Here is a 23,701-nt window from a genome sequence, read left to right on the forward strand (position 1 = left end):
GGTGTCGCAATGGTGGTTGGTAAAATTGTAACGATTGCTGGTTCTGATATTTTGGCTGGTGGGGGAATTCAAGCCGACTTAGCGACGTTTAATGAGTATGGCTTGTTTGGTTTGAGCGCATTAACAAGTATTGTTACGGTCGATCAAACAGATTTTGATATACATGCGATACCAATTCCTGTACTAAAAAAACAATTAATTTCGCTTAGTCAGTTAACAAATATTACAGGCATTAAGGTTGGTTTATTGCCATCAATAGATCATATGACAGTTGTGAGTGAATTTATACGACAATATGGCACAAATATACCTGTTGTAATTGATCCAGTAATGGTATTTAAGGAAACAGATACAATAAATGCTAGTTTGTTAGCAAAATCAATGAAAGAACAATTGTTGCCACTAGCAACGGTTATAACCCCCAATTTAACGGAAGCAGAATTATTGACCCAACAAACAATTAACACTGAGGCAGATTTATTATCTGTGGCAGAAAAGTTAAAACAACTAGGACCACAAGTTGTTGTGGTTAAAGGTGGTACACGGTTAACGGGTGAGATGGCAGTCGATGCCGTTGTATCTGATCATGATAAAAAGTTGATTAGATTACCAAAAATTAAGCAACCATTTAATAATGGTGCTGGATGTACTTTTTCAGCAGCAATTACTAGTCAACTTGCTCAAGGTATTGAGCCTATGATGGCAATTACTGATGCGAAAGACTTTGTTCACCAAGGTATTTTACATGGTATTAATTTAAATAATGATTTTCGGGTTGGTAATGTGTGGCAAGCTGCACGTCGGTATGAGGAAAAGATACATGAAAACTAAGCAAGTAACGATTGGTGCGGTGTTAGTCGCAATTAATATTGTTTTGAGTTATGTCGCAAAATTACCAACACCTACTGGTTTTGTTTCGCTAGTAGAAACAGGCATTTTTATTGGTGCCTGGCATTTTGGCCCTAAAATGGGTCTCGCAGTTGGTGGGTTAACAGGATTTTTACTGGATTTATTTGCTGGTTATCCACAGTGGATGTTTTTTTCACTAATTATTCATGGTCTTGAAGGTTGGACAATCGGTCATTATAATGTCAACAAAACAGTTGCTGTTCGTTTATTGGGTAATTTTGTTGGTGGTGTCGTGATGGTTGTTGGTTATTGGCTCGCTGGTAGTTTCTTATTATGGGTGACTGGTGGTGCAAAGATGTCAGTGCAAGCAGCATTTATTGCAGGTTTGGCTGATGTACCGGCCAATATTTTCCAAGTTTTAGTGGGCTTTATCTTAGCATTGATTATTAGTGTCCCACTGCGGAAGTGGATTCGATAAATAGCGATTCAAGAGCTGTCAGGCATGGCAGTTCTTTCTTTTTTATATCGTTCAAAAAATAGAGGGATAACATACATGAAATTTTTACATACAGCTGATTGGCATATTGGTAAAGAGCTCGGTGGCTATTCATTGTTAACTGAGCAACAAACAGCTTATCAACAAATTAAAGATATTGCCCTTGCTGAAAAAGTTGATGGCGTTATTATTGCGGGTGATTTATATGATCGTGGTATTGCACCAATTGCAGCCGTTAATGGGTTAGAAAGTATGCTAAAGGATTTAAATATGACGCATCACATGCCAATTTTTGCTGTTTCTGGTAATCATGATGGGGCAACACGTTTAGGTGCTGGTCGTGAATGGCGTCAACAAAATCATTTTTATTTGAATACGACGTTGGCAGATGCATTTGTGCCAATAGAGACATCAGATACACAGATATTTTTACTGCCTTTTATCGAACCATCAATGGCACGAGTGTATTATCATATTCCAGAAGATGATGCACAACAGTATCAAACGATTAATCAAGTCATGCCACAGATTATTGCTGATATGACTGATCAGTTTGATCCTGACAAAAATCATATCTTAGTGACTCATTATTATGTCGTTGGTAGTAAAAATAAAGATTATGAGTTTACTAGTGAAACAAATTCACAGGTTGGTGGGCTGCGTGGCTTAGATGACTCATTATTTAAAGACTTTGATTATGTTGCATTAGGTCACTTACATTTAAAGCAAGCTAGTCCAAGTGAAAAAGTAAAATATGCTGGTTCTCCAATTAAATTTAACACAAAAGAAGCCCAAACACAGAAAGGCGTCTTTATAGTTGAAATCAACGATCACCAAGTAACGACGACATGGTGCCCATTGATACCGAAAAAAGATTTGATATTGCTAACAGGATCTTTTGAAGAACTAACAACACCAGCGTTTTATCAACAATTTGAACGAGCACATAAAAATTATTTTAGTATCAAAATTCAGGGACGAGTCACAGCAGTTAACGCACGGGCAACTTTAGCTGACATTTATGGAGATGTTGTCGAAGTACAGTATGAATTACCACGACAACTATTTAATCAGAAACAAATGTCCAAGATAAAAGTTGACCAACAAGAAGCGGATGATGAATTAATTGCTAATTTCTATCAATATGTGACTAATGAATCATTAAATCAACATCAATTACAAATTGTTGAACAAACACTCAGCGAGCTGCACAAAGAGGAGGAAGAATAGCATGCGACCTTTAAAATTACAGTTAAGTAATTTTGGCCCTTATGAGCAGACAGCCGTTGATTTTTCAAAATTTACGGAATCAAAGTTATTTTTGATTACTGGTGATACTGGTGCGGGTAAAACAACGATTTTCGATGGTATGACCTATGCGCTATTTGGTGAAGGAACCGGTGAACGACGGCCAGAAGACATGCGTAGTGAGTTTGCTGATGCTTCGTCAGAAACAAGGGTTAAATTTTGGTTTGAACACAATGGTCATTTTTATGTGATTACGAGAACACCTACGCAACAATTAAAAAAGAAGCGTGGTGCAAAATCGGATATGGATACAACTGAGCATAAAGCAACGGTGTCATTGATCGAGGTTGATGATACATTACAGACACCGTTAACGGCACTAGGTGATAAAACGACCGTTGTTAATGATCAGATCAAGGAATTATTGCACCTTAATGCAGCACAGTTTCGCAAAATTATTTTATTGCCACAAGATAAATTTCGCGAATTTTTGAGTGCGCAAAGTGATGAGAAGATGATCATTTTACGACAATTGTTTGGGACGACCATCTTTGACCAATTAACAACCAATCTAAAACAACAACAAAAGTCATTGGGAGATCAGTTAGAAAAAATTGCCTATCAACGTGACGAAAAATTAGCACAGGTGCACTGGTTGCAAGATGACGTTGAGTCAAAAGCACCAACTGCAACAGAAAAAATAGCATTATTGCAGCAACTGAATAGTAAATATAAACAATTGCTAGAAAATGATGAGCAAAAATTAAAGGTTGCTCGTGACCAGCTAAAAAAGGGACAACAAGCGTATCAAATCGGTCAAAAACTTGCAAATCAATTTGATCAATTAGCACAAAAACAAGCGTTATTACAAACGTACGATACGCAATCAGCTGATATTGCAAAAAAACGACATGACTTACAACAAGTATCATGGGGGTTAGCACAACGCGAACATATTGAGACGCAAAAAAGGCTACAAACAAGTTATACCCAAGAATTAGACAGACAACAAACCTTATCTGATCAGTTGCGACAATTAGTTCAGAAAAATAATGACTTGCAGCAAATAAAGCAACAATTAGATGCACAACAAGAGTCTATTGATAACAAGCGCCAACGTATTGAAAATATTCAAAATGATTGGCTACCAAAAGCACGCCAGTTAACAAGTCTAGACCAGAAAATCGACCAACTTATCAATGAAATAGCGACGACCAAAGATGATGGTCAAAAATTGGCAGCACAACAAGTAACAGTACAAGCTGAGCTCAAAGCATTAGAAAACCAGCGACAGCAAGTACAAACTATTATTGATTGCGATCAGCCATTGCGTAATTTGTTGGCACGCTTTAGTCAGTTAAAAGAACGTTATCAACAATATATAACAAAAAAAGCAGCATTAGTTGACAAACAACAGGAAATGACAAAGTTAGCGGAACAGGTTGACCTTGCCAAAAAAAATCTGACTTTACAACAAAAACAATTGAAAGAAAAGGAGCAGTTGCGCCGTGAAATTTTAATGCAACAGTTACAACAAGAATTGGTGATTGGTGAACCTTGTGTGATTTGTGGTCATATTTATGATGGTGAAGATCAACAGGCGATGATCGTAACCAGTACTTATGATGATTTAAAAGCAGCAATTCAATCTGTTGAAGAAACAGAAAAAGCAACACAATTAGCTAGTGGTCAATTATCAAAAGTACAAACTAATTGGCAAAATTACCAATTTGATATTGTTGAAGAAACAAAGTGGTTGCAAGCAGAAAATGATGAATTAACGGCTCAATATGCGTCTTTCCGTCAAGACTGGCAGCAAATGTTTACAACATTTGATGAAACATTTGTTGTATTGCCCATCCAGTTAGACCTTCAGCAAATAACAAAACAGCTGACAGCAGCAAGTACATTTATTACCTCAGCAAAAAAGCGTTTACAGAGCTTAGAGAATGATATCGTACAACAACGACAATTAGAGCAAACGTTAAATGAGCGCTTAGTTGCAAATAAAAATACTTTCTCTTTACAAAAGAAAAGTCAGACCGATTTTGATATTGAACGACAACAACTTAATCATTCTTTGGTGGGACGTCAGTCGGTTGCTGATTATGAAAAAGAACGGCAGGTTTTAAAGACAGCATGTGAAAATTATGATCAACAACGAACGACAGTGCATGAACAATTATTAACTAATGAAAACAGTCAACGTGAACAAACACAACAATTGCAAACGGTGCAACAAAAATGTCAACATCTACAGGATGATCTAGCGAACGTCAAACGGTTGCTTGATCATGCGATTCAGCATGGTCCGGTAAATGATCACACGGCCTTCGATCAATTAATGCAACATGTGCAAACACATCCTGAAGAGCGTGATCAGTTAGCAAAAGAAATCACAACTTATGAAACGGTTGTTACCCAATTACAAACAGATATCAAGGCTTTGCAACACCAATTACATGAACACCAGCAACCTGATTTGAAAGCATTAGAAGCTACTGTAAATCAACGACAGCAAATCGTTGAAGAGCTATACGAGTTGGTCGTGACAAAACAAAATCAATATCAGCAACACGTTAAGATTAGTGAAGAAGTAACAAATTTACAAAAGCAATGGCTTGACCAACAAACGGCCAGTCGAGATCTTTTCACTTTGGTGCAAGCAGTTGATGGTCATAATGAGAAGAAATTACGATTAGAACCATTTATTTTGCGACGATTTTTGTTTGATGTCTTAGATTATGCAAATCAACATTATATTGGGGTACTATCTGCGGGACGCTATCAGTTTATACTATCAGATCGACAAGGTGGGCGTGCAAATCAAAACGGCTTAGACATCGACATTTATGATCAAGATGGCGATAAAATTAGGGCAACAAGTACGTTGTCTGGTGGTGAATCATTTATTGCCGCATTATCGATTGCGCTTTCGATGGCTGAAATCGTGCAACATCGTGCAGGTGGTGCTAAAATTGATGCGCTGTTTATTGATGAAGGTTTTGGGTCATTAGATGAACAGACACTTGCACAAGCGATGGAAGCGTTGCATATGGTTGAACAAAGTGGGCGCTTAGTTGGTATCATTTCACATGTCACATCAATGAAACAACAAATACCACAACAATTAGCGGTTAAAAAATTAGGTGATGGTCATAGTCAAATAACGATGCATATTTTATAAATGATATTAGACGATTAAGCGCATGCAACCACAATTGGGAGCATGCGCTTTTATTTTTTAGAAATACCAACCATATGGGACACCATTAATGAGTTGATCGATCGCTAATTGATGTTGTTGATTATACATTTGGGGATGGTCAGCAAGGGGAACATAGGTGAGTGAGAGGGTTTCATCACCATCAGCTGTCAAAGTACCACCAATTTGTGTCACTTCAAATAAAAACATGGGGATCTGTGCTTTGTCACCAGAAGGAAAGATATGATGAAAGTTGGTGTCAACACCAATTAAAGATGTTATTTTAACATCAAGACCTGTTTCTTCTTTGTATTCTCTGATGAGTGAAGTCATTGCAGATTCACCCAAATTTTGCATACCACCAACAAGACTCCAGCCAATCTCGCCATCCCCACGTTGTTCCATCAACACTTTTTGTCGACTCTCATCAAATAAAATACCAGCAACACCAGGCATGATGATTTCGTCATGACCAATTTTTTGGCGGAGTTGTTTAAAATATTGTTCCATTACCATAATGATTGATGTCTCCTTTTTTTATATCAATGATAGCATAACGAAGGTAAACTTAAAAAAAGCCTAGATTATGGTACAATATGGGTATCTATTTTTATGAGGAGAATGATATGATTACATCATTTTTGGTCCTTGAAATAACTGCTATTGCAACGTTTTTATGGGCAAAAAAATTGAAGTTACATAAGTTAGACTGGTTAGCAATCATTATTGTGACAGTCTTAAACTTAATATTTGTGTACTGGTGGATGCCAGTACCAACCTTATCACAATTAGTCATACCAGTTGCTATTGAAACAACATTCATTAGTATTTGGTCATTAATTATCGGTGCATCGTCTGTCATAGTTGAGCGAGTGACAAATGGTAAACGTTCATATAGTTTACAGGGCATTAGTTTATGGCCGTTTATTATACCATTGTTGGCGATTGGTATTTCAGTAGCTGCTGGTGTTTCAAAAGCGGTTACTGTGCGACCAATGTATCATTCTGTACAAGCAAAGAAGCAACAGGAAGCACCTCTAACAAAGGATGATCAACCAATTGCATTATCAGCTCAAGCTGCAAAAAATATGATGAAAAAGGCGTTCTCGCAAGTGCCAGATTCATCAATGTATGAGTTAGGTGATTTATCTGCACAATATATTAAAGGTAAGCCATACTATGTTGCACCTGTCGAATTTAACGGGTTTGTTTCATGGTTTATGAATCGTAAATTACCCGGATATTTTGTGGTATCAGCAACGGATATTAATGATACAGCCCATTTTGTAAAAAGAGATATGGCTTATTCTGAAACGAGCTGGTTTTCACATAGTATTGCTCGTAAAATTTATATTGCAAATCCAAGTTATCAACAAGTTGGTGAACCAATCTTAGAAGTTAATAATCATGGGCAAACTTATTGGGTACAAACATTACTACGTGTGAGATGGGCTGGTCAATTGTTGTTTGATAACATTCATGTTGCTGTTACCAACGCCGATACTGGGAAAACAACGGTCTACAAAACGAGTAACTTACCAAAGTGGGTAGACGTTGGTGTTTCACCCGAAGCTGCCACGTTAATGAATCGTACTTATGGTAATCCATATGCCTTTAATTTCCGACATAAAAATCAAATCAAACCAACTGAAAATGGCTCTGAAAGTGGTGTAACACCAACGTTTAATGCTAATGGTTCATTAGCTTACTTTGATGATTTTACAACGGTGCGTTCAAATGCCGATTCAGACAAAGGGTATTCATTGGTAGATACTCGGACCGGACAATTACGTTTCTATACAGGTAAAAATGTTGGTATTATGGATTCTGAAGGTGCCATGAAAGTTGCCAAGCAATTACATCCGCAAAATAAGTGGCATGGTTCGAATCCAGTTATTATGAATATTGATGGAACACCAACATGGGTTGTGTCAATGATGGATAATAATGAACGATTCCGTGAATATGCTTATATTAAAGGTGCTGATCAAAATGTGATTGGAGAAGGAGCGAATGCTTCAGATGCCTTAGCATCATATCGTAATGCGTTGGCTGGGAGTGCGCAATCAGCTGCTGCTAGTGATCAAAAGGTAAAAATTAAAACAGTTCGTGGTAAAGTTGTGCGAGTCAATACGAATGCAACTTTAAATAGTAAACAAGTTGTTGTCTTTAAATTAGCTAATGATGACACATTATATACATTGGATCCATCACAAAAGCAAACTGCTTTGTTGATGCAAGCAGGCGATCAAGTTGACTTAAAGGTTAAATCAATCAAAGGTGCAGCTGTAGCCAATGTTGTGTCAATTAAAAACGAATCGTTAGAATGAAATAAATCATAGGAAGTTTGTATGGGTAAAGGAACAATAAAATCAAACGATTTTGCTCGGGGTGCCGCAAAAAAGGGTCAAGTTAGTGTTGATCAAAAGAAATCAGCTCGCCAAGCATTACTTGAAAAAGCAAAACAAAAATTCCAACAACAGAAAGATTAATTTTGAAACAGGAGGCGTTATGGCAAGTTTTGCAGAACGCATGCTTGATGAACTATCAAGTGGACAACTAGAAGCAGCTAAAAAATCGTTTGCATCATCTTTACGATATGACGATGATGATACGATTTATTCATTAGCAGAGGAACTATATGGCTTGGGATTCTCAAATCAAGCAAAACGAGCTTATCAAAAATTATTAAGTAAATTTCCAGAAGAAGATCAACTACGGACAGCATTAGCGGATATTGCGATTGATGAAGACAATACTGATCAAGCATTGATGTATTTATCAGAAATATCCAGTGAATCACCGGCCTATGTTGAATCATTGTTAGTTGCTGCTGACCTATATCAGTCTGAGGGCATAAATGAAGCAGCTGAAGACAAACTATTAACAGCTTATCGATTAGATAGTGCAGAGCCGATTATTCAATTTGCTTTGGCGGAATTTTATTTTTCAACAGCTAAGTATCAAGTTGCAATCCCTTATTATCGAGAACTCCTTAAACAAGGTGAGCGATATTTTTCTGGCTTAGATATTGTGTCACGAATTGGTGTGGCCTATGCTTTGGTAGGAAATTTTGATAATGCCTTGGGGTATTTGGAACAGATTCAAGAGACTGACATGACGCCAGATGTGCGTTTCCAACTGGGATTAACTTATGCAACAAATCCAGATAACTGGCAAAAAGCGATAAAAGTATTTACACAATTACGTGATCTTGATGCTTCATATGTTGGTTTATATGATCCTTTAGCGCAATTATATTTAGAAACACATCAACCTAAATTAGCATTATTAACTTATCAGGAAGGAATTGCGGTTGATCCTTTCAATGTGAAGTTTTATCAAGCAGGTGCCAAAATAGCAGCTGAATTAAACGAACCAGAGCAAGCAAATTCGTTATACCAGGCAGGGTTGTCTAATAATCCTAATGATAGTGTCTTAGTAACAAGTTATTCTGCTTTTTTGGTACAAACAGAAGACTATGTAGGTGATATTAATTTACTAAATACGTACTTTGAAGATGATGATACAGACAGTAATCCTGAGTTGTATTGGCACTTGGCACAAAGTTACACGGCGTTAGAAGATTTTAATATGGCGACAAAGTATTGGCATGCAGCATTACCATTTTTAATGGATCAGCCAGACTTTTTGAAACCAGCTTATTACTATTTCAGAGATGAAGGTGATCATCAATTGGCATTACAAGCACTACAACAATATGTCAAATTAGTTCCTGAAGATTTTGATATGATGGCAGTTTTGCAAGAAGAACTTGATAAAGATAAATAGATAAATAAAACATATTATTTTGACAGTCATTTTTTGCTATCAAAATAATATGTTTTTTTAATATCGCGAATATTTTGGTCGTTTGTCACGGTGAATTTAAAACTGTATAATATGTTTATTAGAAAATAATAAGATATAGAAATGAGGATGGATAATGGACGCTTGGCACTTGTCAAAACGTTTAGCAGCAGTTGCTGACTTTGTGCCAGATGGGGCACGGATGGCAGATATTGGGTCAGACCATGCCTATTTACCAGCTAATTTATTATTAAATAATCATATTTCATTTGCGATTGCGGGCGAAGTTGCACCTGGTCCATTTGCTAATGTTGAAGCAGAAATAACGCGTCATCGATTAAATGATGTCTTGCGCCCACGTTTAGCTGATGGGCTAGCAGCAATTAGAACCAGTGATTTAATTGATACTGTCGTTATTGCTGGTATGGGTGGTCGTTTAATTTGTCAAATTCTTGCTGAAGGGCAGTTAGATGTTTATCGTTACCGTCGCTTAATTTTACAGCCCAATATTGATATCGATTTAGTTCGTAGTTGGCTTGCAGAAAATGGCTATCAACTTGCTGATGAAGCAGTTGTTGAAGATGATGGACATTACTATGAAATTTTGGTTGCCGAACCGGGAAATGTGACGTATTCAGCTCGGGAAATTAAATTTGGTCCATATAATTTAACAGAACCATCATCAGTTTGGTTTGAAAAATGGCAGCGTGAAGCAAATCGAATTCAAAAAATTATGCAGACTTTAATTAAAAATAATCAAGCTGATAGTGACGCCTATCAAGCGTATGCAAAAGAATTACAGATGATTATGGAGGCAATTGCTTATGCTAGCATGTGATTTAATGACCATGATTGAAGATTACGCGCCAAAATCTTTAGCTTGGGAAAAAGATCCGATTGGCTTACAGTTGGGGGATCCACAACAAGAAGTGCAGCGGGTGATGACAACATTAGATGTTCGGCCAGAGGTCGTTCAAGAAGCGATTGATCAGCAAGTTGATTTTATTTTTGCACATCACCCGATGATGTTTCATCCAGCCAAAAATTTAGATCTGTCAATTCCACAAAATCGGATGTATGCAGATTTGATTAAGCACAATATTGTCGTTTATGCCGCACATACTAATCTAGATGCAACAATCAATGGTATGAATGATTGGTTGGCGGCTGCTTTACAATTAAAGCAAGTCGTCCCACTTATTCCGAATGCAGATGGTCAAACAGGTATGGGGCGTATTGGTCAGTTAGCACAGCCACAAACAGTGACAGCATATGCCAAGTTTGTACGTGATCTATTTCAAGTAAAAGCGGTGCGGGTCATTGCAAATGATTTACAGCGACCAATACAAAAAATTGCAGTCCTTGGTGGTGATGGTGGTGATGAATATGCTGCTGCAATTGCAGCTGGCGCTGATGCTTATGTTACAGCAGATCTTTATTATCATACGGCCCATGATATACTGGCAGACGATTTTGTGGTGATTGATCCAGATCATCATATGGAAGCCATTGCAAAACCACATATGGTGTCTTTGATCAAAACATGGCAAAAAGAGAATCATTGGTCATTACAAAAAGTTTTTGCATCAACAATTAATACAGATCCTTATAGCTACATTTAAAAAAGAGGTATAACATGACAGAAGAACTTTATCCTAATTTAATCAATCGTTTCATTGATTACGTTAAAATCAATACACGGTCTAACGAAAATGCCACAACAGTCCCTTCAGACCCAAAAGAAGTCGCCTTTTTAAAGGATTTAGCAGCTGATCTTAAAAAATTGGGCCTAGATAATGTCAGAACAATGTCCGATGGATATGTTTTTGCGGAGTTAGCTTCAAATATCGATAAGGATGTCCCAACGATTGGATTCATCTCACATGTTGATACGGCTGACTTCAATGCTGAAAATGTGCAGCCACAGTTTGTTCCGGATTATGATGGAGAGTCCGACATTAAGCTAAATGAAGATTACGCATTAACAACAGCAGATTTTCCTTCATTAAAAAAATATGCTGGTCATACGTTGATTGTCACTGACGGAACGACTTTATTAGGTGCTGATGATAAAGCTGGTGTGGCAGAAATTGTATCAGCAGCTGAATACTTTATAACGCATCCTGAAGTTAAACATGGTAAATTAGTCTTTGGCTTTGGACCTGATGAAGAAATTGGTATTGGGGCAGATAACTTCCATGTTGCTGAGTTTGGGGCAGATTTTGCTTACACTGTTGATGGTGGTCCATTAGGTGAATTAGAGTGGGAAACTTTCTCAGCAGCTTCAGCAACGATTGAGATTCAAGGACGTAATGTTCATCCTGGAACTGCCAAAAATACGATGGTTAATGCCTTACAAGTCGCCATTGATGTGCATAATGCACTACCAGCTAATGAACGGCCAGAATTGACAGAGGGTCGTGAAGGATTCTTCCATTTATTGAGTTTGACTGGTACGCCTGAAGATGCGCGCATGGATTATATTATTCGTGATCACGATCGCCAACAATTTGAGGCACGTAAGACATTAATGACCGAAATTGTTGATCGTTTGAATAAAAAATTAGGTGTTGATCGTATTAAATTAACACTGAAAGATCAGTATTATAACATGGGTGAAATCTTGAAAGATGATATGACACCTGTTGAACTAGCTGCTGAAGCAATGCGTGATTTAGATATTGAACCAATTATTGAACCCGTACGTGGTGGGACAGATGGTTCAAAGATTACATTCTTAGGGTTGCCAACACCTAACTTATTTGCAGGTGGTGAAAACATGCATGGGCGTTATGAGTATGTGTCAACTAAGGTGATGGCACAGGCAACAGATACAATTATTAAAATTGCAACTTTAAATACAGAAAAATAGCCGAGGTTGTTTTAAGCTATAATTGTTAGTATACACATTAATTAAATAGGGGGGAAAAATATGCTTTTTCTAATTATTATGTTGCTAATCGGTGTCTGGTGGTGGCGTCGTTCTCAACGCTTAAAGCGTCTAGCAGTCAAGATTCAAAATGCTGAGTTTTCTAGTGATTATCAAAGTGATCAAAAAAATAATCAAGTTTTTGATGGCGAATTTGAGGAAATTAAGCGTCACTAATCGCAATGATGTATTAAAATTGGATTAATGATCGTTTAGTTTATAAAATATGTTACAGTTTAGCGTTATGTACGAAATTTTTTGTCGTATGTAACGCTTTTTCTGATAAAATAAATGAAAGCATTATTATTTAAATGAGATGTTTTTCATAAAGTAAGTCATAAGGGGAGAATAAAAGCAAATGGAAAAGTTGTTGATTGCAAATCGAGGTGAAATAGCTGTCCGTATTATTCGTGCAGCAAAAGAACTCGGTATTAAAACGGTTGCTATCTTTGCAAAAGAAGATGAATTTGCTGTACATCGATTTAAAGCTGATGAAGCTTATCAAGTTGGTGCTGGTAAAGCACCCATTGCTGCTTATTTGGATATTGCGGATATCATTCGCATTGCAAAAGAAGCTGGTGCCGATGCAATCCATCCAGGCTATGGTTTTTTATCTGAAAATGATGAATTTGCAGCTGCTGTCACTGCTGCTGGTATCAAGTTTGTTGGGCCAACAGTTGCACATTTAAAGATGTTTGGGGACAAAATTACTGCAAAACAAATTGCAATGAAAGCAGATGTACCAACCGTGCCAGGAACTGATCATCCAGTGGCAGATGTGGCGGAAGCATTGGCTTTTGGTAAAACGCATGGTTATCCATTATTTGTAAAGTCAGCTGCTGGTGGCGGTGGCCGTGGTATGCGTGTTGTTGAACATGAAGCAGAGTTAAAAGAAGCCTTCGAACGTGCAGCATCAGAAGCAAAGCAAAGTTTTGGTAAACCTGATATTTATTTAGAGAAATATTTGCGTGATCCCAAGCATGTTGAGATTCAGATATTGGCAGATGAGCAAGGTGAAGTGATGCATCTCTTTGAACGTGATTCATCGATTCAACGACGTCATCAAAAAATCATTGAGTTTGCACCAGCAGTATCTGTTTCTGTCGAGATGCGTCGAAGAATTCAAGCGGCTGCTTTACGTTTAATGCGTAGTGTGGCTTACCAAAGTGCTGGTACGGTAGAATTTTTGGTCGAAGGGGATGATTTTTACTTTATTGAAGTTAATCCACGTGTGCAAGTTGAACATACTGTTACCGAAGAAGTAACAGGTGTTGATATTGTGAAGTCACAACTATTGATTGCACAAGGATATAGCTTACACGAGGCACCACTAAATATTCCAGAGCAAGAACAATTACAAGCTGTGGGTGTGGCAATTCAATCACGTATTACAACTGAAGATCCAGCAAATAACTTTATGCCTGATACGGGTAAAATTGATTGGTATCGTTCACCGGGTGGAACCGGTGTACGTTTAGATGCTGGTAATGTATACGCTGGGGCAACAGTAACGCCTTATTTTGATTCATTATTAGTGAAACTGATTACACATGGTTCTGATTTCACAGCAGCCGTGGATAAAATGCAGCGTGCATTGAATGAGTTTGCGATTCGAGGTGTTAAGACCAATATTCCATTTTTGAAGAATGTTTATGCTCATCCAACCTTTAGAGCAGCTGATGCACCAACAACTTTTGTTGATAATCATGCTGAATTGTTTGAAATTTTACCTGATAAGGATCCAGAACGTAAAGTACTTCGTTATGTTGCTGAAACAACAGTCAATGGTTTTCCTGGATTAGACCATGACCGGCCAAAGGTTTATACGGCCAGTCATTACGAGTCAACGCCTGCAGTACCACTTGATGATAATCTGGTTACAGCTAAGGATGTGCTCGATGCACAAGGACCAGATGGTGTTGTTGACTGGTTAAAACAACAAGACAAAGTATTGTTAACAGATACGACAATGCGTGATGCGCATCAGTCATTATTTGCGACACGTTTACGAACAAAGGATATGACAGCAATTGCTGCCGATGTGCAACAAGCTTTGCCAAATTTGTTTTCTAGTGAGATGTGGGGTGGCGCCACTTTTGATACAGCCTACCGATTCTTAGGTGAAGATCCTTGGGAACGATTGCGTGTGTTACGAAAGCAAATGCCACGAACATTAACGCAAATGTTGTTCCGTGGTTCAAATGCGGTTGGTTATCAAAATTATCCAGACAATGTTTTAGAAGAGTTTATTAAACTATCTGCTACGAATGGTATGGATGTATTCCGTATCTTTGATAGTTTGAATTGGTTACCACAAATGGAAAAGTCGATTCAATACGTACGCGATAATAATAAATTAGCAGAAGTTGCTATGGCCTATACAGGTGATATTTTAGATCCATCTAGAACAAAATATAACTTGAAATATTATACGGACTTTGCACAAGAACTAGTGGCGGCAGGCGCACATATTATCGCAATTAAGGATATGGCTGCATTATTAAAGCCGGAAGCTGCTTACCAATTGGTGAGTGCACTAAAAGATAAAGTGGATGTACCCATTCATTTACACACACATGATACTACTGGTAATGGTGTTTATACCTATGCTCGCGCAGTTGATGCTGGTGTTGATGTTATTGATGTTGCCATGTCAGCCTTTTCAGGCGCAACATCACAACCATCAATGGGGGCAGTCTATTATGCTCTAACCGGCCATGATCGACAACCAGAGTTAGATATTCATGCGGCAAATCGAATTAATGATTATTGGGCAGGTGTCAAACCATACTACCGTGACTTTATGAGTGAAACATCAGGGACGCAAACAGACATTTTTGAAGTAGAAATGCCAGGTGGTCAATACTCTAACTTACAACAACAAGCACAAGCATTACGTCTTGGTGATCGTTGGAACGATGTTAAAAAAATGTACGTGACGGTTAACCAAATGTTTGGTGATATTATCAAGGTAACACCTTCATCGAAGGTCGTTGGTGATATGGCATTGTTTATGGTACAAAATGATTTGACTCCCGAACGAGTCTTGGCAGAAGGCAAGACCATTGATTTCCCACAATCAGTTATTGACTTCTTTGCTGGTGATTTAGGTCAGCCTGTTGGTGGTTTTCCTAAGGCATTGCAGGCAGTTGTCCTGAAAGGGCAGCAACCTATCACGGTACGTCCGGGTGAACTGAGTGAACCAGCTGATTTTGTTGCTGAAAAAACAGATTTGCAAGCATTGTTGCATCGCGAACCAACGGATGAAGAAGTTATTTCATATATTCTTTATCCGAAGGTATTCATGGACTATATTGCGAATTATGAAAAGTTTGGCCCAATGACTGTACTTGATACACCAACGTTCTTCCAAGGTATGCGTGTTGGTGAACGCGTAGATGTACAAATGGGTGTTGGTAAAACAGTTGTTTTCCAGTTAGAAGAAATTGGTGAGCCGAATGTTGATGGTGTACGCACGCTTTACTTTGATGTTAATGGCACACCTCTAGAAGTAGATGTTCAAGATACGAGTATACAAACAACCACGGTTGTTCGTCGTAAAGCAGAACCATCGAATGAAAATGAAATTGGGGCAACCATGGCTGGTAGTGTCTTATCGGTTGCGGTTACTAATGGACAATTAGTTAAGCAAGGAGATACATTACTTGTTACTGAAGCAATGAAGATGGAAACAACGGTTCAAGCACCATTCGATGGCGTCGTCAAGCAAGTGCACGTCGTCGCGTCAGATGTTGTTGATGGTGGTGATTTATTGCTAGAAATTGAACCAAAATAATGACAATTGTAATGGAGTAAAAAGATTTGCTCAATATAACAGACCTATTTTAAAACTTGCTGACGAAGCAGTTTTTCGTTATATTGGTGTTGGAGCTTTTTGCTCTTTTTGTTTATAAAAATCATTGATGAATGAGGAGAAAAACATGCAACCGTGGTGGCAGAAAAAGATTATTGTTGGTGCAGGGATGGTTGGTAGTGCACTATTGCTATTACAAAGTATTTTAGGGACCATTGTTTGGCCAACGTATAAAATTGGACCATATCCATTAGCGATGTTGACAGCAACGGGGACGCCTTATGAATATGTTTTTAAAACCTTACAATTCATTGCTGACGGTTTAATCTTAATGACGATGGTTGCTTTAATAAAATACGCAATTGCAACAAAAAAAGATGACTTTAATCGTGATATGCGTGTATTAGCGTTAGTTTGGGTCGTTTGGTTGGTCTTTCAATTTGTCTGGTCAATCTCATTAGATGTTGCAATCACAGTTACGCCAATTTCCTTTCATGATATTATTTCTGGATTAATTATTCTTGGACTAGCTTATGCGATGATTCGTTTTGGGCAATCGGCCCGTAAAAATGGGTTTGAATCATTGAGAAATGCATTAACACTTTTGGCTATTTTATATGTTTTGTTTCACATATTAATGTTTATTGTTGAACGAGTGGGCTGGCCAATTAATGGCTTTTTGGATGTGATTGCTAATGATATTTTGGCAGTAGCGATGGGCTTTTTAAGTTGGTATTTTATGCGTTTGACAGAAGCTTAACATTGCCAAGAAAACCAATGTTTTTGAGTTAAAAAGCTTGCTATTTATTGAAAAAGTGTGTAATATAAATATTTGTAATTTACTAGCTATATTGTAACGGCGCAAGCTTGGGGATTAGCCCAATGCAGCTAATCCTGTCGTTCAAATTAGTGGTGAGGGGCACCTCACAAATAAATTCAAGGAGTTATGTTAATGCGCATTAACATTTTATTAGAAGCTGCCGAAACCGGTGAGCGTATCTATTTGACTTCTAAGAACCGTCGTAACACGCCAGACCGTTTGGAGTTAAAGAAGTATTCTCCAAAGTTGCGTCGCGTTACTGTGTTCAAGGAGGTAAAGTAATCATGGCTAAAAAGTCAAAGATCGCTAAGGAAAAGAAGATTGAAGCAACTGTAGAGAAGTATGCTGCAAAGCGTGCAGAACTAAAAGCTGCTGGTGATTACGTTGGGTTGTCAAAGTTGCCTCGCAACGCTTCACCTGTTCGTATCCACCGTCGTGATAAGATTGATGGACGTCCACGTGCATACATGCGTGAGTTTGGTATGTCACGTTTGAACTTCCGTGAATTGGCACACAAGGGTCAAATTCCTGGTGTTAAGAAGGCTTCATGGTAAAATTTTTATCATAAGGCAAAAAAGGGCAACCGCTATTTGTGGTTGTTCTTTTTTTTGAAAAAAATTTAAAAATCATCTATCGCACTACTTGACAATATGGTTTACAATGGACATATATATTTTTTATTGTGAGGTGGTATAAGGAATGTTACAAAAAAGAGTTTTGAATAAGCTTCTTGAAAATGCGTTTGACTTACCTATTTCAGTGACTTATTGGGATGGTAAGACCGAAAAGTATGGTGAAGGGTTACCAAAAGTTCACGTGACCTTTAACAAGAAACTTGACTTGAAACGGATGGCAAAAGTGCCAACTTTGGAGTTAGCAGAAGCTTATATGAGACGAGATATTGAGATTGATGGTAGTATTCAAGAATTAGTGAGTGCTGCTTATCGTCAATCTGATAGCTTTTTAACAGATCAAAGTGGTTTCAAAGGGGCAGTCATGAGTAAGTTTACTTCTTCTCATGACAAAGAGACTTCTAAGGAAGATATTCAAAGTCATTACGATATTGGTAATGATTTTTATAAAAAGTGGTTAGATGAAACGATGACTTATTCATGTGCTTATTGGGCAAATGATGATATGACATTGAAAGATGCACAAATCGCGAAAGTTCATCATATTCTAGACAAATTACACAGTGAACCTGGTAAAAAATTACTTGATATTGGCTCTGGTTGGGGTACATTGATTATTACGGCTGCGCAAGAATACGGCCTTGAAAGTTATGGTGTGACACTCTCTGAAGAACAATATGCTTATACTATGCAACGCGTACAAGAATTAGGTTTGACAGATAAAGTTCATGTTATGTTGAAAGATTATCGTGATATTGATCAACAATTTGACTATGTAACATCAGTTGGTATGTTTGAACATGTTGGTAAAGAAAACCTTGGTGAATACTTTAAAGACGTAGCCAAATATCTTGTACCAAATGGTCGTGCTTTAATTCATGGTATTACTGGTCAACATTATGGTGCAGGTGTAGATCCATTTATCGAGAAGTATATCTTCCCAGGTGGTTATATTCCAAATATTGCTGAGAATGTGACCCATGTTTTGGATGCTAATTTACAGCTGGATGATATTGAGCCTTTACGACGTCATTATCAGAAGACACTAGAGCATTGGTCAACAAACTATCATAAAGTTTATGATGAGACCGTCAGTGAGTACGGTGACCAATTTGCTCGCATGTGGGATTTGTACTTGCAAGCTTGTGCAGCATCCTTTGAGAGTGGTAATATCGATGTTATGCAGTTCTTAATGACAAAAGGTGCTTCAGGTCATGATTTGCCAATGAATCGTGCCTTTATGACTGCACGTGACTAATAATTAATCGTTTCATACAACATAGTCCCTTATTGCAAGGTGACTATGGTTAGGTATTTAGGGGATCAAAGCTTTCCGATATGTAGGGTTGCTTTGATCCTTTCGTTTACCATTTAATAACAGCAGTATGTGATAAGTAAGGTGAAAGGGAATTAATGATGCAAACACTGATTTCTAAAATATGTCATGACCGGACATTATGGGTGACAACCAGTTTATTAATGCTAACCATAGTTTTTGGATCAATTAACTATCAAGATATTGACACACAAACGATTCTCGCATTGTTATCATTAATGATTTTGATTAGTTTGTATGAACATGAAGGATTGCTAAAATTTATTGCTGTAACAATTATCAATAAGTGTCAATCTACCCGGCAAGTCCAACTGACAATCTTTTTATTGGTGTATGTGAGTGCTATGTTTTTAACAAATGATGTCGCAATACTAACTTTTATTCCGATATATGTTGTCATTGCACAAAAAATGAATACAAAAGCTTCTTTACCGATTATTTTATTAACGATATTTGCCAACTTAGGTAGTGCCGTGACACCTTTTGGTAATCCACAGAATATTTATTTAACGAGTCATTATCATGTCACATTAAGTCATTTTTTTAAAATGTCATTACCGCTTGGCCTCATTAGCTGTGTCATCTTATTTTTAAGTAGCTTTTTATTCCGCTCTGAACCATTAACAAAGTTAACACTAGAGCCACCAAAGATTAAAATCAAGACAACAATTATTTTGTTAATTGGTAGTTGCATCGTTTTAGCAGGGTTGTTGCATGTGGTGCCAATCATGATATCGTTGATAACGAGTATTTTACTAACCTTGTTTATTGATCGTAAAAGCTTTTTAACGGTTGATTACGGAATTATTATTCTATTTATCGAGCTATTCTTAATTGTTGGTGCTTTAAGTCGGGTGGCCTTTGTGACTAATTTATTTGAAAAATTGACAATGACAGCAATGGGAACTTTTTTTTCTGGTACAATATTGAGCCAATTAATTAGTAATGTGCCAGCAACGGTATTATTAAGTACGTTTACAAACCAAACTTATGCAGTCTATTTGGGTGTTTCGATTGGCGGGTTGGGAACAATTATTGCGTCATTAGCTAATTTATTAGCATGGCGTCAATACCAACGTGTTGATCGTGTGCCATTATCTTTTCCGATACGATTAATGGTTATTAATTTATTATTTCTAGTCCTTTTTGTTGCGATTGGTATTGGTTTATTAATCTTTCGTTAACTGATTAAATACAATACTGTACTAAAAAGAGATTGGGAAATCAGTCATTATGACCAGAAAAAAAGGCATTAATCTATCAATTTGATTGGTAGGTTGATGCCTTTAAACGTGTTCCAAAAGACTGAAGTCTAATTGTTGTTACAATCGGCTTCAAACCATCTTTTGTCACACTTTGTTTTAACCATTGGTAACAATAAAACGTTCTTGCTTATGAGTAGGTGTGACAATTTCGTCAACAATTGCTTTTGCCATTGTATCACTAGTTGTTTGTGAATGACCTGCGTCATCAAATAGCATATCATCTTGACCATACAAGATTTTGTCAGCTAGTTCACCAGGTACAAATAATTGACCGGGTGAAACACCAACCCAATTGACATTTTTAACATCCTTCAAGAAATTCAATTCATATAATTGATTTTCAGGGATGTTTTGCCAAGCAGCATTATTGGGATCAGCTTTAATATCGTCATATGAGTAATGACGATCTACTCCAGTACCTACAAATGTACTACCAGCCCCTAAAATAAAGATAACACGTGGTGCTTCTGTTTCACGTAATTCAGCAACTAGATGAGCAGTTAAATCTGTATGTTGATAGGCAATTTCAGGTGCTGTTGCAAAGGCATCGATAACAACATCAAATGCGGTTAAATCAGATTTCGTTAACTTGAATGCATCAGTTTCAATAATTGCAATATCCGAACCAAGTGTTTGCTTGGCTTTAGCAGCATTGCGGACGATGGCGGTTACATCTAAACCTGCAGCCTGAGCGGCTTGAAAGATGGCCGATCCAGCCATCCCCGTTGCACCAATAATACCAACTTTTGTCATGAGAAACCTCCAAATAACTTTTATTTTAATTACATTTTATAAGTAAATAATCAAAAAAGCAAACGGTATGGCAAACAATTAGGCAAAGAATCTATAATAGACTAAAATAAAAGAGGAATTATTATTTTCAATAATATAAAAATGAAGTGAGGAAAATTTATGCGTGCATATTTTAATTTAGATGCAAATGATTTTCCAGTAACCGTTGAACATATCGGTGCAGAGTGGCAACAAGATCAAATTATTCGTTATCAGGGATTTCCCCATTTCCATTGGTTACAAACACAAAAAGGTGTTGGTAATTTTTGGATTGGCAATACACGCTTAACTTTGCCAGAAAAAGCTGGTGTTTTAGTATCTCCTGGTGTGCCACATCGTTATGAATCAATGCAAAAAAATGAACCTTGGGAAGTCATGTTTGTAACATTTCAGGGAAAGTTTGCAGATGATTTTAATCAACAGATGTTAAATCATGAATATGTGTATATTCCTGCTGAAAGAGGGGATGAATTCGTTCAACAAGTCGAAAAAATCATCAGTTGTTTAAATGAAAATCCACTAGACAAAGAATGGGTATCGGCCCTGTCATACTATTTATTGTTATCACTTGGTCGTGAAGAGGCACATCATGTTAATAGTCAGCATCCAGATTTTGAGCGATACGTCAAACCAGCCATGGATTATATGTCAACAAATTTTGCGGGTCACTTGACAATTACGTCAGTTGCGAAATATTTAAATGTGACGCCACAATATTTAGACCGTGTGTTTCAAAAAATTATGAATTTAAGCCCACAAGAATACTTATTACAAGTGAGATTAAGTCATGCTAAGAAATTATTAGTTTCACAAAAACATCTACGTATTATGGCCGTTGCGAATGAAAGTGGCTTTCGTGACGCTGCTTATTTTAGTCGTGTCTTTAAGCGAGAAACTGGCGTGACCCCGTTAAATTTCCGTAAATGGCAAACGTAATTTTGAAGTCACCATATTGCGATAAATTGAACATAATTTCAATTTGTCCTTTTTTTTGGTTTAAATTGCGCAAATTTAAACCTGAAAGCGCTTTATCATTGTAAGAGTAGATAGTTCACAATTTGTGTTTTGGAGGTTTTTTTTAAGATGAAACAGGTAAAACAGTACTTGTCCTATGCGGCGGGTGCTTTTGGTCACGATGCGTTTTATGCAACATTGAGTACGTATTTTATGATGTTTGTGACGAGTCAGTTGTTTAACACATCTGATTCAGCGTTTAATGATAAGATGATTGGTTGGGTAACAACTTTAATCGTGGTATTACGAATAGTTGAAATTATTTTTGACCCAGTGATTGGGGGAATTGTTGATAATACCCGCACACGTTGGGGAAAGTTTAAGCCATGGTTGGTCGTTGCCGGATTAATTAGTTCAATCTTATTAGTTGTCATCTTTACTAATTTTGGTGGTTTAAATGTTAGTCATCCTGTGTTGTACATTGTGCTATTTGGGATTGTCTTTATTACGTTAGATGGATTTTACTCGTTTAAAGACGTGGCGTTTTGGTCAATGTTGCCAGCGCTATCATTGGATAGTAAGAAACGTGAAAAGTTTGGTACGATTGCACGATTTGGATCAACGCTTGGTCAACAAGGGGTCCAAATCGTTGTGATTCCTTTAGTAACATTCTTTTCATTAGCCTTTGTTGGTTCACATGCTGAAACAAAAACAGGTTGGTTTTGGTTTGCGGTTGTCATTGCCATTGTTGCTTATGCTGGCGCCTTGTTAACTGTTTGGGGTACCAAAGAAGAAGATAATATTGTGCGTAAGAATACTGAGAAATCAGGAATTAAAGCAATCTTTACGGCTGTTGCCAAAAATGATCAATTGATGTGGCAAGCGTTATCTTATTTCTTGTTTGCGTTAGCTTATGTTTCAACAAATTCAATGTTGTTGTATTACTTTAAGTATGTAATGGGTGCTGGTGATAAATTCTACTTGGTTGGTATTTTTACGGCCGTTGAAGGAATCATTGCTGTTGCCATCTTCCCAACGTTATCAAAGTTTTTCTCACGTCGTACAATTTTCTTATCAGGTGCGATTATTATGTTGGTCGGCTACGCTTTGTTCTTATTCGCATCAAGTAGTTTGCCACTTGTTATTTTAGCTATTACGTTATTCTTCTCACCATATCCTATTTTGTTCTTGGTTGTCTTAATGACGATTACTGATTCAGTTGAGTATGGTCAGTGGAAGTTAGGGATTCGTAATGAGTCAGTCACCTTATCACTTCGTCCATTAATTGACAAATTAGCTGGTGCTTTTGCCAATGGTATTGTTGGTGTTGCTGCTGTAGCTGCCGGTATGACCGGATCAGCAAAGCCAGAAGATATTACAGCCAGTGGATTACAATCATTTAATTTATTTATGTTCTACATTCCCATTGTATTGATTGTTATCTCGGTTATTATCTATTGGTTCAAAGTAACCTTAACTGAAAAAAAGCACGCAGAAATAGTTCGTCAACTTGAGGAACGATTAGTTAAAGAAGAAGTAGAAAAAAATTAA

The 23,701-nt window shown here is 37.3% G+C and carries 21 protein-coding genes; 19 read left to right on the plus strand and 2 right to left on the minus strand.

The genetic code is table 11. The annotated features are described in order from the left end of the window. Positions 1 to 9 precede the first annotated feature (9 nt). The 4 genes from AC3B5D_RS02295 (at position 10) to AC3B5D_RS02310 (ending at position 5,780) form a co-directional block, all read left to right on the plus strand. Positions 10 to 831: a bifunctional hydroxymethylpyrimidine kinase/phosphomethylpyrimidine kinase gene (locus tag AC3B5D_RS02295; protein WP_489839712.1), complete on the plus strand. Its 822-nt coding sequence runs from the start codon at positions 10 to 12 to the stop codon at positions 829 to 831. Continuing rightward, positions 821 to 1,327, plus strand: coding sequence for an ECF transporter S component (locus AC3B5D_RS02300; RefSeq protein WP_489839711.1), 507 nt, complete (start codon positions 821 to 823; stop codon positions 1,325 to 1,327). The genes AC3B5D_RS02295 and AC3B5D_RS02300 overlap by 11 nt, the downstream gene beginning before the upstream one ends. 75 nt (positions 1,328 to 1,402) lie before the next feature. Continuing rightward, positions 1,403 to 2,575, plus strand: a complete 1,173-nt coding sequence (locus AC3B5D_RS02305) for an exonuclease SbcCD subunit D (protein ID WP_489839710.1) — start codon at positions 1,403 to 1,405, stop codon at positions 2,573 to 2,575. Between the two features lies 1 nt (position 2,576). Next, positions 2,577 to 5,780: an SbcC/MukB-like Walker B domain-containing protein gene (locus AC3B5D_RS02310; RefSeq protein ID WP_489839709.1), complete on the plus strand. Its 3,204-nt coding sequence runs from the start codon at positions 2,577 to 2,579 to the stop codon at positions 5,778 to 5,780. Between the two features lie 57 nt (positions 5,781 to 5,837). Here the strand turns inward: AC3B5D_RS02310 and AC3B5D_RS02315 are convergent, their stop codons facing one another. Beyond that, positions 5,838 to 6,314 carry an NUDIX hydrolase gene (locus tag AC3B5D_RS02315; RefSeq protein ID WP_489839708.1) on the minus strand — a complete coding sequence of 159 codons (477 nt, stop codon included), beginning with the start codon at positions 6,312 to 6,314 and terminating at the stop codon, positions 5,838 to 5,840. 110 nt (positions 6,315 to 6,424) lie between these two features. Between AC3B5D_RS02315 and AC3B5D_RS02320 the strand changes: the two genes are divergently transcribed. The 13 genes from AC3B5D_RS02320 to AC3B5D_RS02380 all read left to right on the plus strand — a co-directional run bounded on the left by AC3B5D_RS02320 (position 6,425) and on the right by AC3B5D_RS02380 (position 20,323). Next, on the plus strand, positions 6,425 to 8,128 hold the full coding sequence (locus AC3B5D_RS02320) for a hypothetical protein (protein WP_489839707.1): 1,704 nt from the start codon (positions 6,425 to 6,427) through the stop codon (positions 8,126 to 8,128). 21 nt (positions 8,129 to 8,149) lie between these two features. After that, positions 8,150 to 8,290, plus strand: a complete 141-nt coding sequence (locus tag AC3B5D_RS02325) for a hypothetical protein (protein WP_489839706.1) — start codon at positions 8,150 to 8,152, stop codon at positions 8,288 to 8,290. 19 nt (positions 8,291 to 8,309) lie between these two features. Then, positions 8,310 to 9,590, plus strand: coding sequence for a tetratricopeptide repeat protein (locus AC3B5D_RS02330; protein ID WP_489839705.1), 1,281 nt, complete (start codon positions 8,310 to 8,312; stop codon positions 9,588 to 9,590). Positions 9,591 to 9,744: 154 nt separating this feature from the next. Beyond that, the gene (locus tag AC3B5D_RS02335) at positions 9,745 to 10,446 is read left to right on the plus strand and encodes a tRNA (adenine(22)-N(1))-methyltransferase (protein WP_489839704.1); all 702 of its coding nucleotides are present in this window, start codon (positions 9,745 to 9,747) and stop codon (positions 10,444 to 10,446) included. Continuing rightward, positions 10,433 to 11,230, plus strand: a complete 798-nt coding sequence (locus AC3B5D_RS02340) for a Nif3-like dinuclear metal center hexameric protein (RefSeq protein ID WP_489839703.1) — start codon at positions 10,433 to 10,435, stop codon at positions 11,228 to 11,230. Before AC3B5D_RS02335 ends, AC3B5D_RS02340 begins: the two co-directional genes overlap by 14 nt. A gap of 14 nt (positions 11,231 to 11,244) precedes the next feature. Continuing rightward, positions 11,245 to 12,480, plus strand: coding sequence for a peptidase T (gene pepT, locus AC3B5D_RS02345; RefSeq protein WP_489839702.1), 1,236 nt, complete (start codon positions 11,245 to 11,247; stop codon positions 12,478 to 12,480). Between the two features lie 60 nt (positions 12,481 to 12,540). Beyond that, positions 12,541 to 12,714, plus strand: coding sequence for a hypothetical protein (locus AC3B5D_RS02350; RefSeq protein ID WP_489839701.1), 174 nt, complete (start codon positions 12,541 to 12,543; stop codon positions 12,712 to 12,714). A 181-nt stretch (positions 12,715 to 12,895) separates the two neighbouring features. Further along, positions 12,896 to 16,333: a pyruvate carboxylase gene (locus AC3B5D_RS02355; protein ID WP_489839700.1), complete on the plus strand. Its 3,438-nt coding sequence runs from the start codon at positions 12,896 to 12,898 to the stop codon at positions 16,331 to 16,333. Between the two features lie 145 nt (positions 16,334 to 16,478). After that, entirely contained in the window at positions 16,479 to 17,111 is a 633-nt protein-coding gene (locus AC3B5D_RS02360) for a hypothetical protein (protein ID WP_489839699.1), read from the plus strand. Between the two features lie 192 nt (positions 17,112 to 17,303). Continuing rightward, the gene (gene rpmG, locus AC3B5D_RS02365; RefSeq protein ID WP_002827335.1) at positions 17,304 to 17,453 is read left to right on the plus strand and encodes a 50S ribosomal protein L33; all 150 of its coding nucleotides are present in this window, start codon (positions 17,304 to 17,306) and stop codon (positions 17,451 to 17,453) included. Positions 17,454 to 17,455: 2 nt separating this feature from the next. Then, on the plus strand, positions 17,456 to 17,725 hold the full coding sequence (gene rpsN / locus AC3B5D_RS02370; protein ID WP_042493910.1) for a 30S ribosomal protein S14: 270 nt from the start codon (positions 17,456 to 17,458) through the stop codon (positions 17,723 to 17,725). 145 nt (positions 17,726 to 17,870) lie between these two features. Beyond that, the gene (locus AC3B5D_RS02375) at positions 17,871 to 19,061 is read left to right on the plus strand and encodes a class I SAM-dependent methyltransferase (RefSeq protein ID WP_489839698.1); all 1,191 of its coding nucleotides are present in this window, start codon (positions 17,871 to 17,873) and stop codon (positions 19,059 to 19,061) included. A 155-nt stretch (positions 19,062 to 19,216) separates the two neighbouring features. Beyond that, on the plus strand, positions 19,217 to 20,323 hold the full coding sequence (locus AC3B5D_RS02380; protein WP_489839697.1) for an SLC13 family permease: 1,107 nt from the start codon (positions 19,217 to 19,219) through the stop codon (positions 20,321 to 20,323). 177 nt (positions 20,324 to 20,500) lie between these two features. Here AC3B5D_RS02380 and AC3B5D_RS02385 read toward each other — a convergent pair whose 3' ends face one another. Beyond that, positions 20,501 to 21,157, minus strand: coding sequence for an NAD(P)H-binding protein (locus AC3B5D_RS02385; protein WP_489839696.1), 657 nt, complete (start codon positions 21,155 to 21,157; stop codon positions 20,501 to 20,503). A 159-nt stretch (positions 21,158 to 21,316) separates the two neighbouring features. Here AC3B5D_RS02385 and AC3B5D_RS02390 point away from each other — a divergent pair, with 159 nt between their 5' ends. Together AC3B5D_RS02390 and AC3B5D_RS02395 are read left to right on the plus strand one after the other, a co-directional pair. Further along, complete coding sequence (locus tag AC3B5D_RS02390) at positions 21,317 to 22,132, plus strand: AraC family transcriptional regulator (protein WP_489839695.1); 816 nt, start codon at positions 21,317 to 21,319, stop codon at positions 22,130 to 22,132. A 147-nt stretch (positions 22,133 to 22,279) separates the two neighbouring features. Continuing rightward, positions 22,280 to 23,701: a glycoside-pentoside-hexuronide (GPH):cation symporter gene (locus AC3B5D_RS02395; protein ID WP_489839694.1), complete on the plus strand. Its 1,422-nt coding sequence runs from the start codon at positions 22,280 to 22,282 to the stop codon at positions 23,699 to 23,701.

This window comes from Weissella sp. ESL1177 (genome assembly GCF_058107185.1).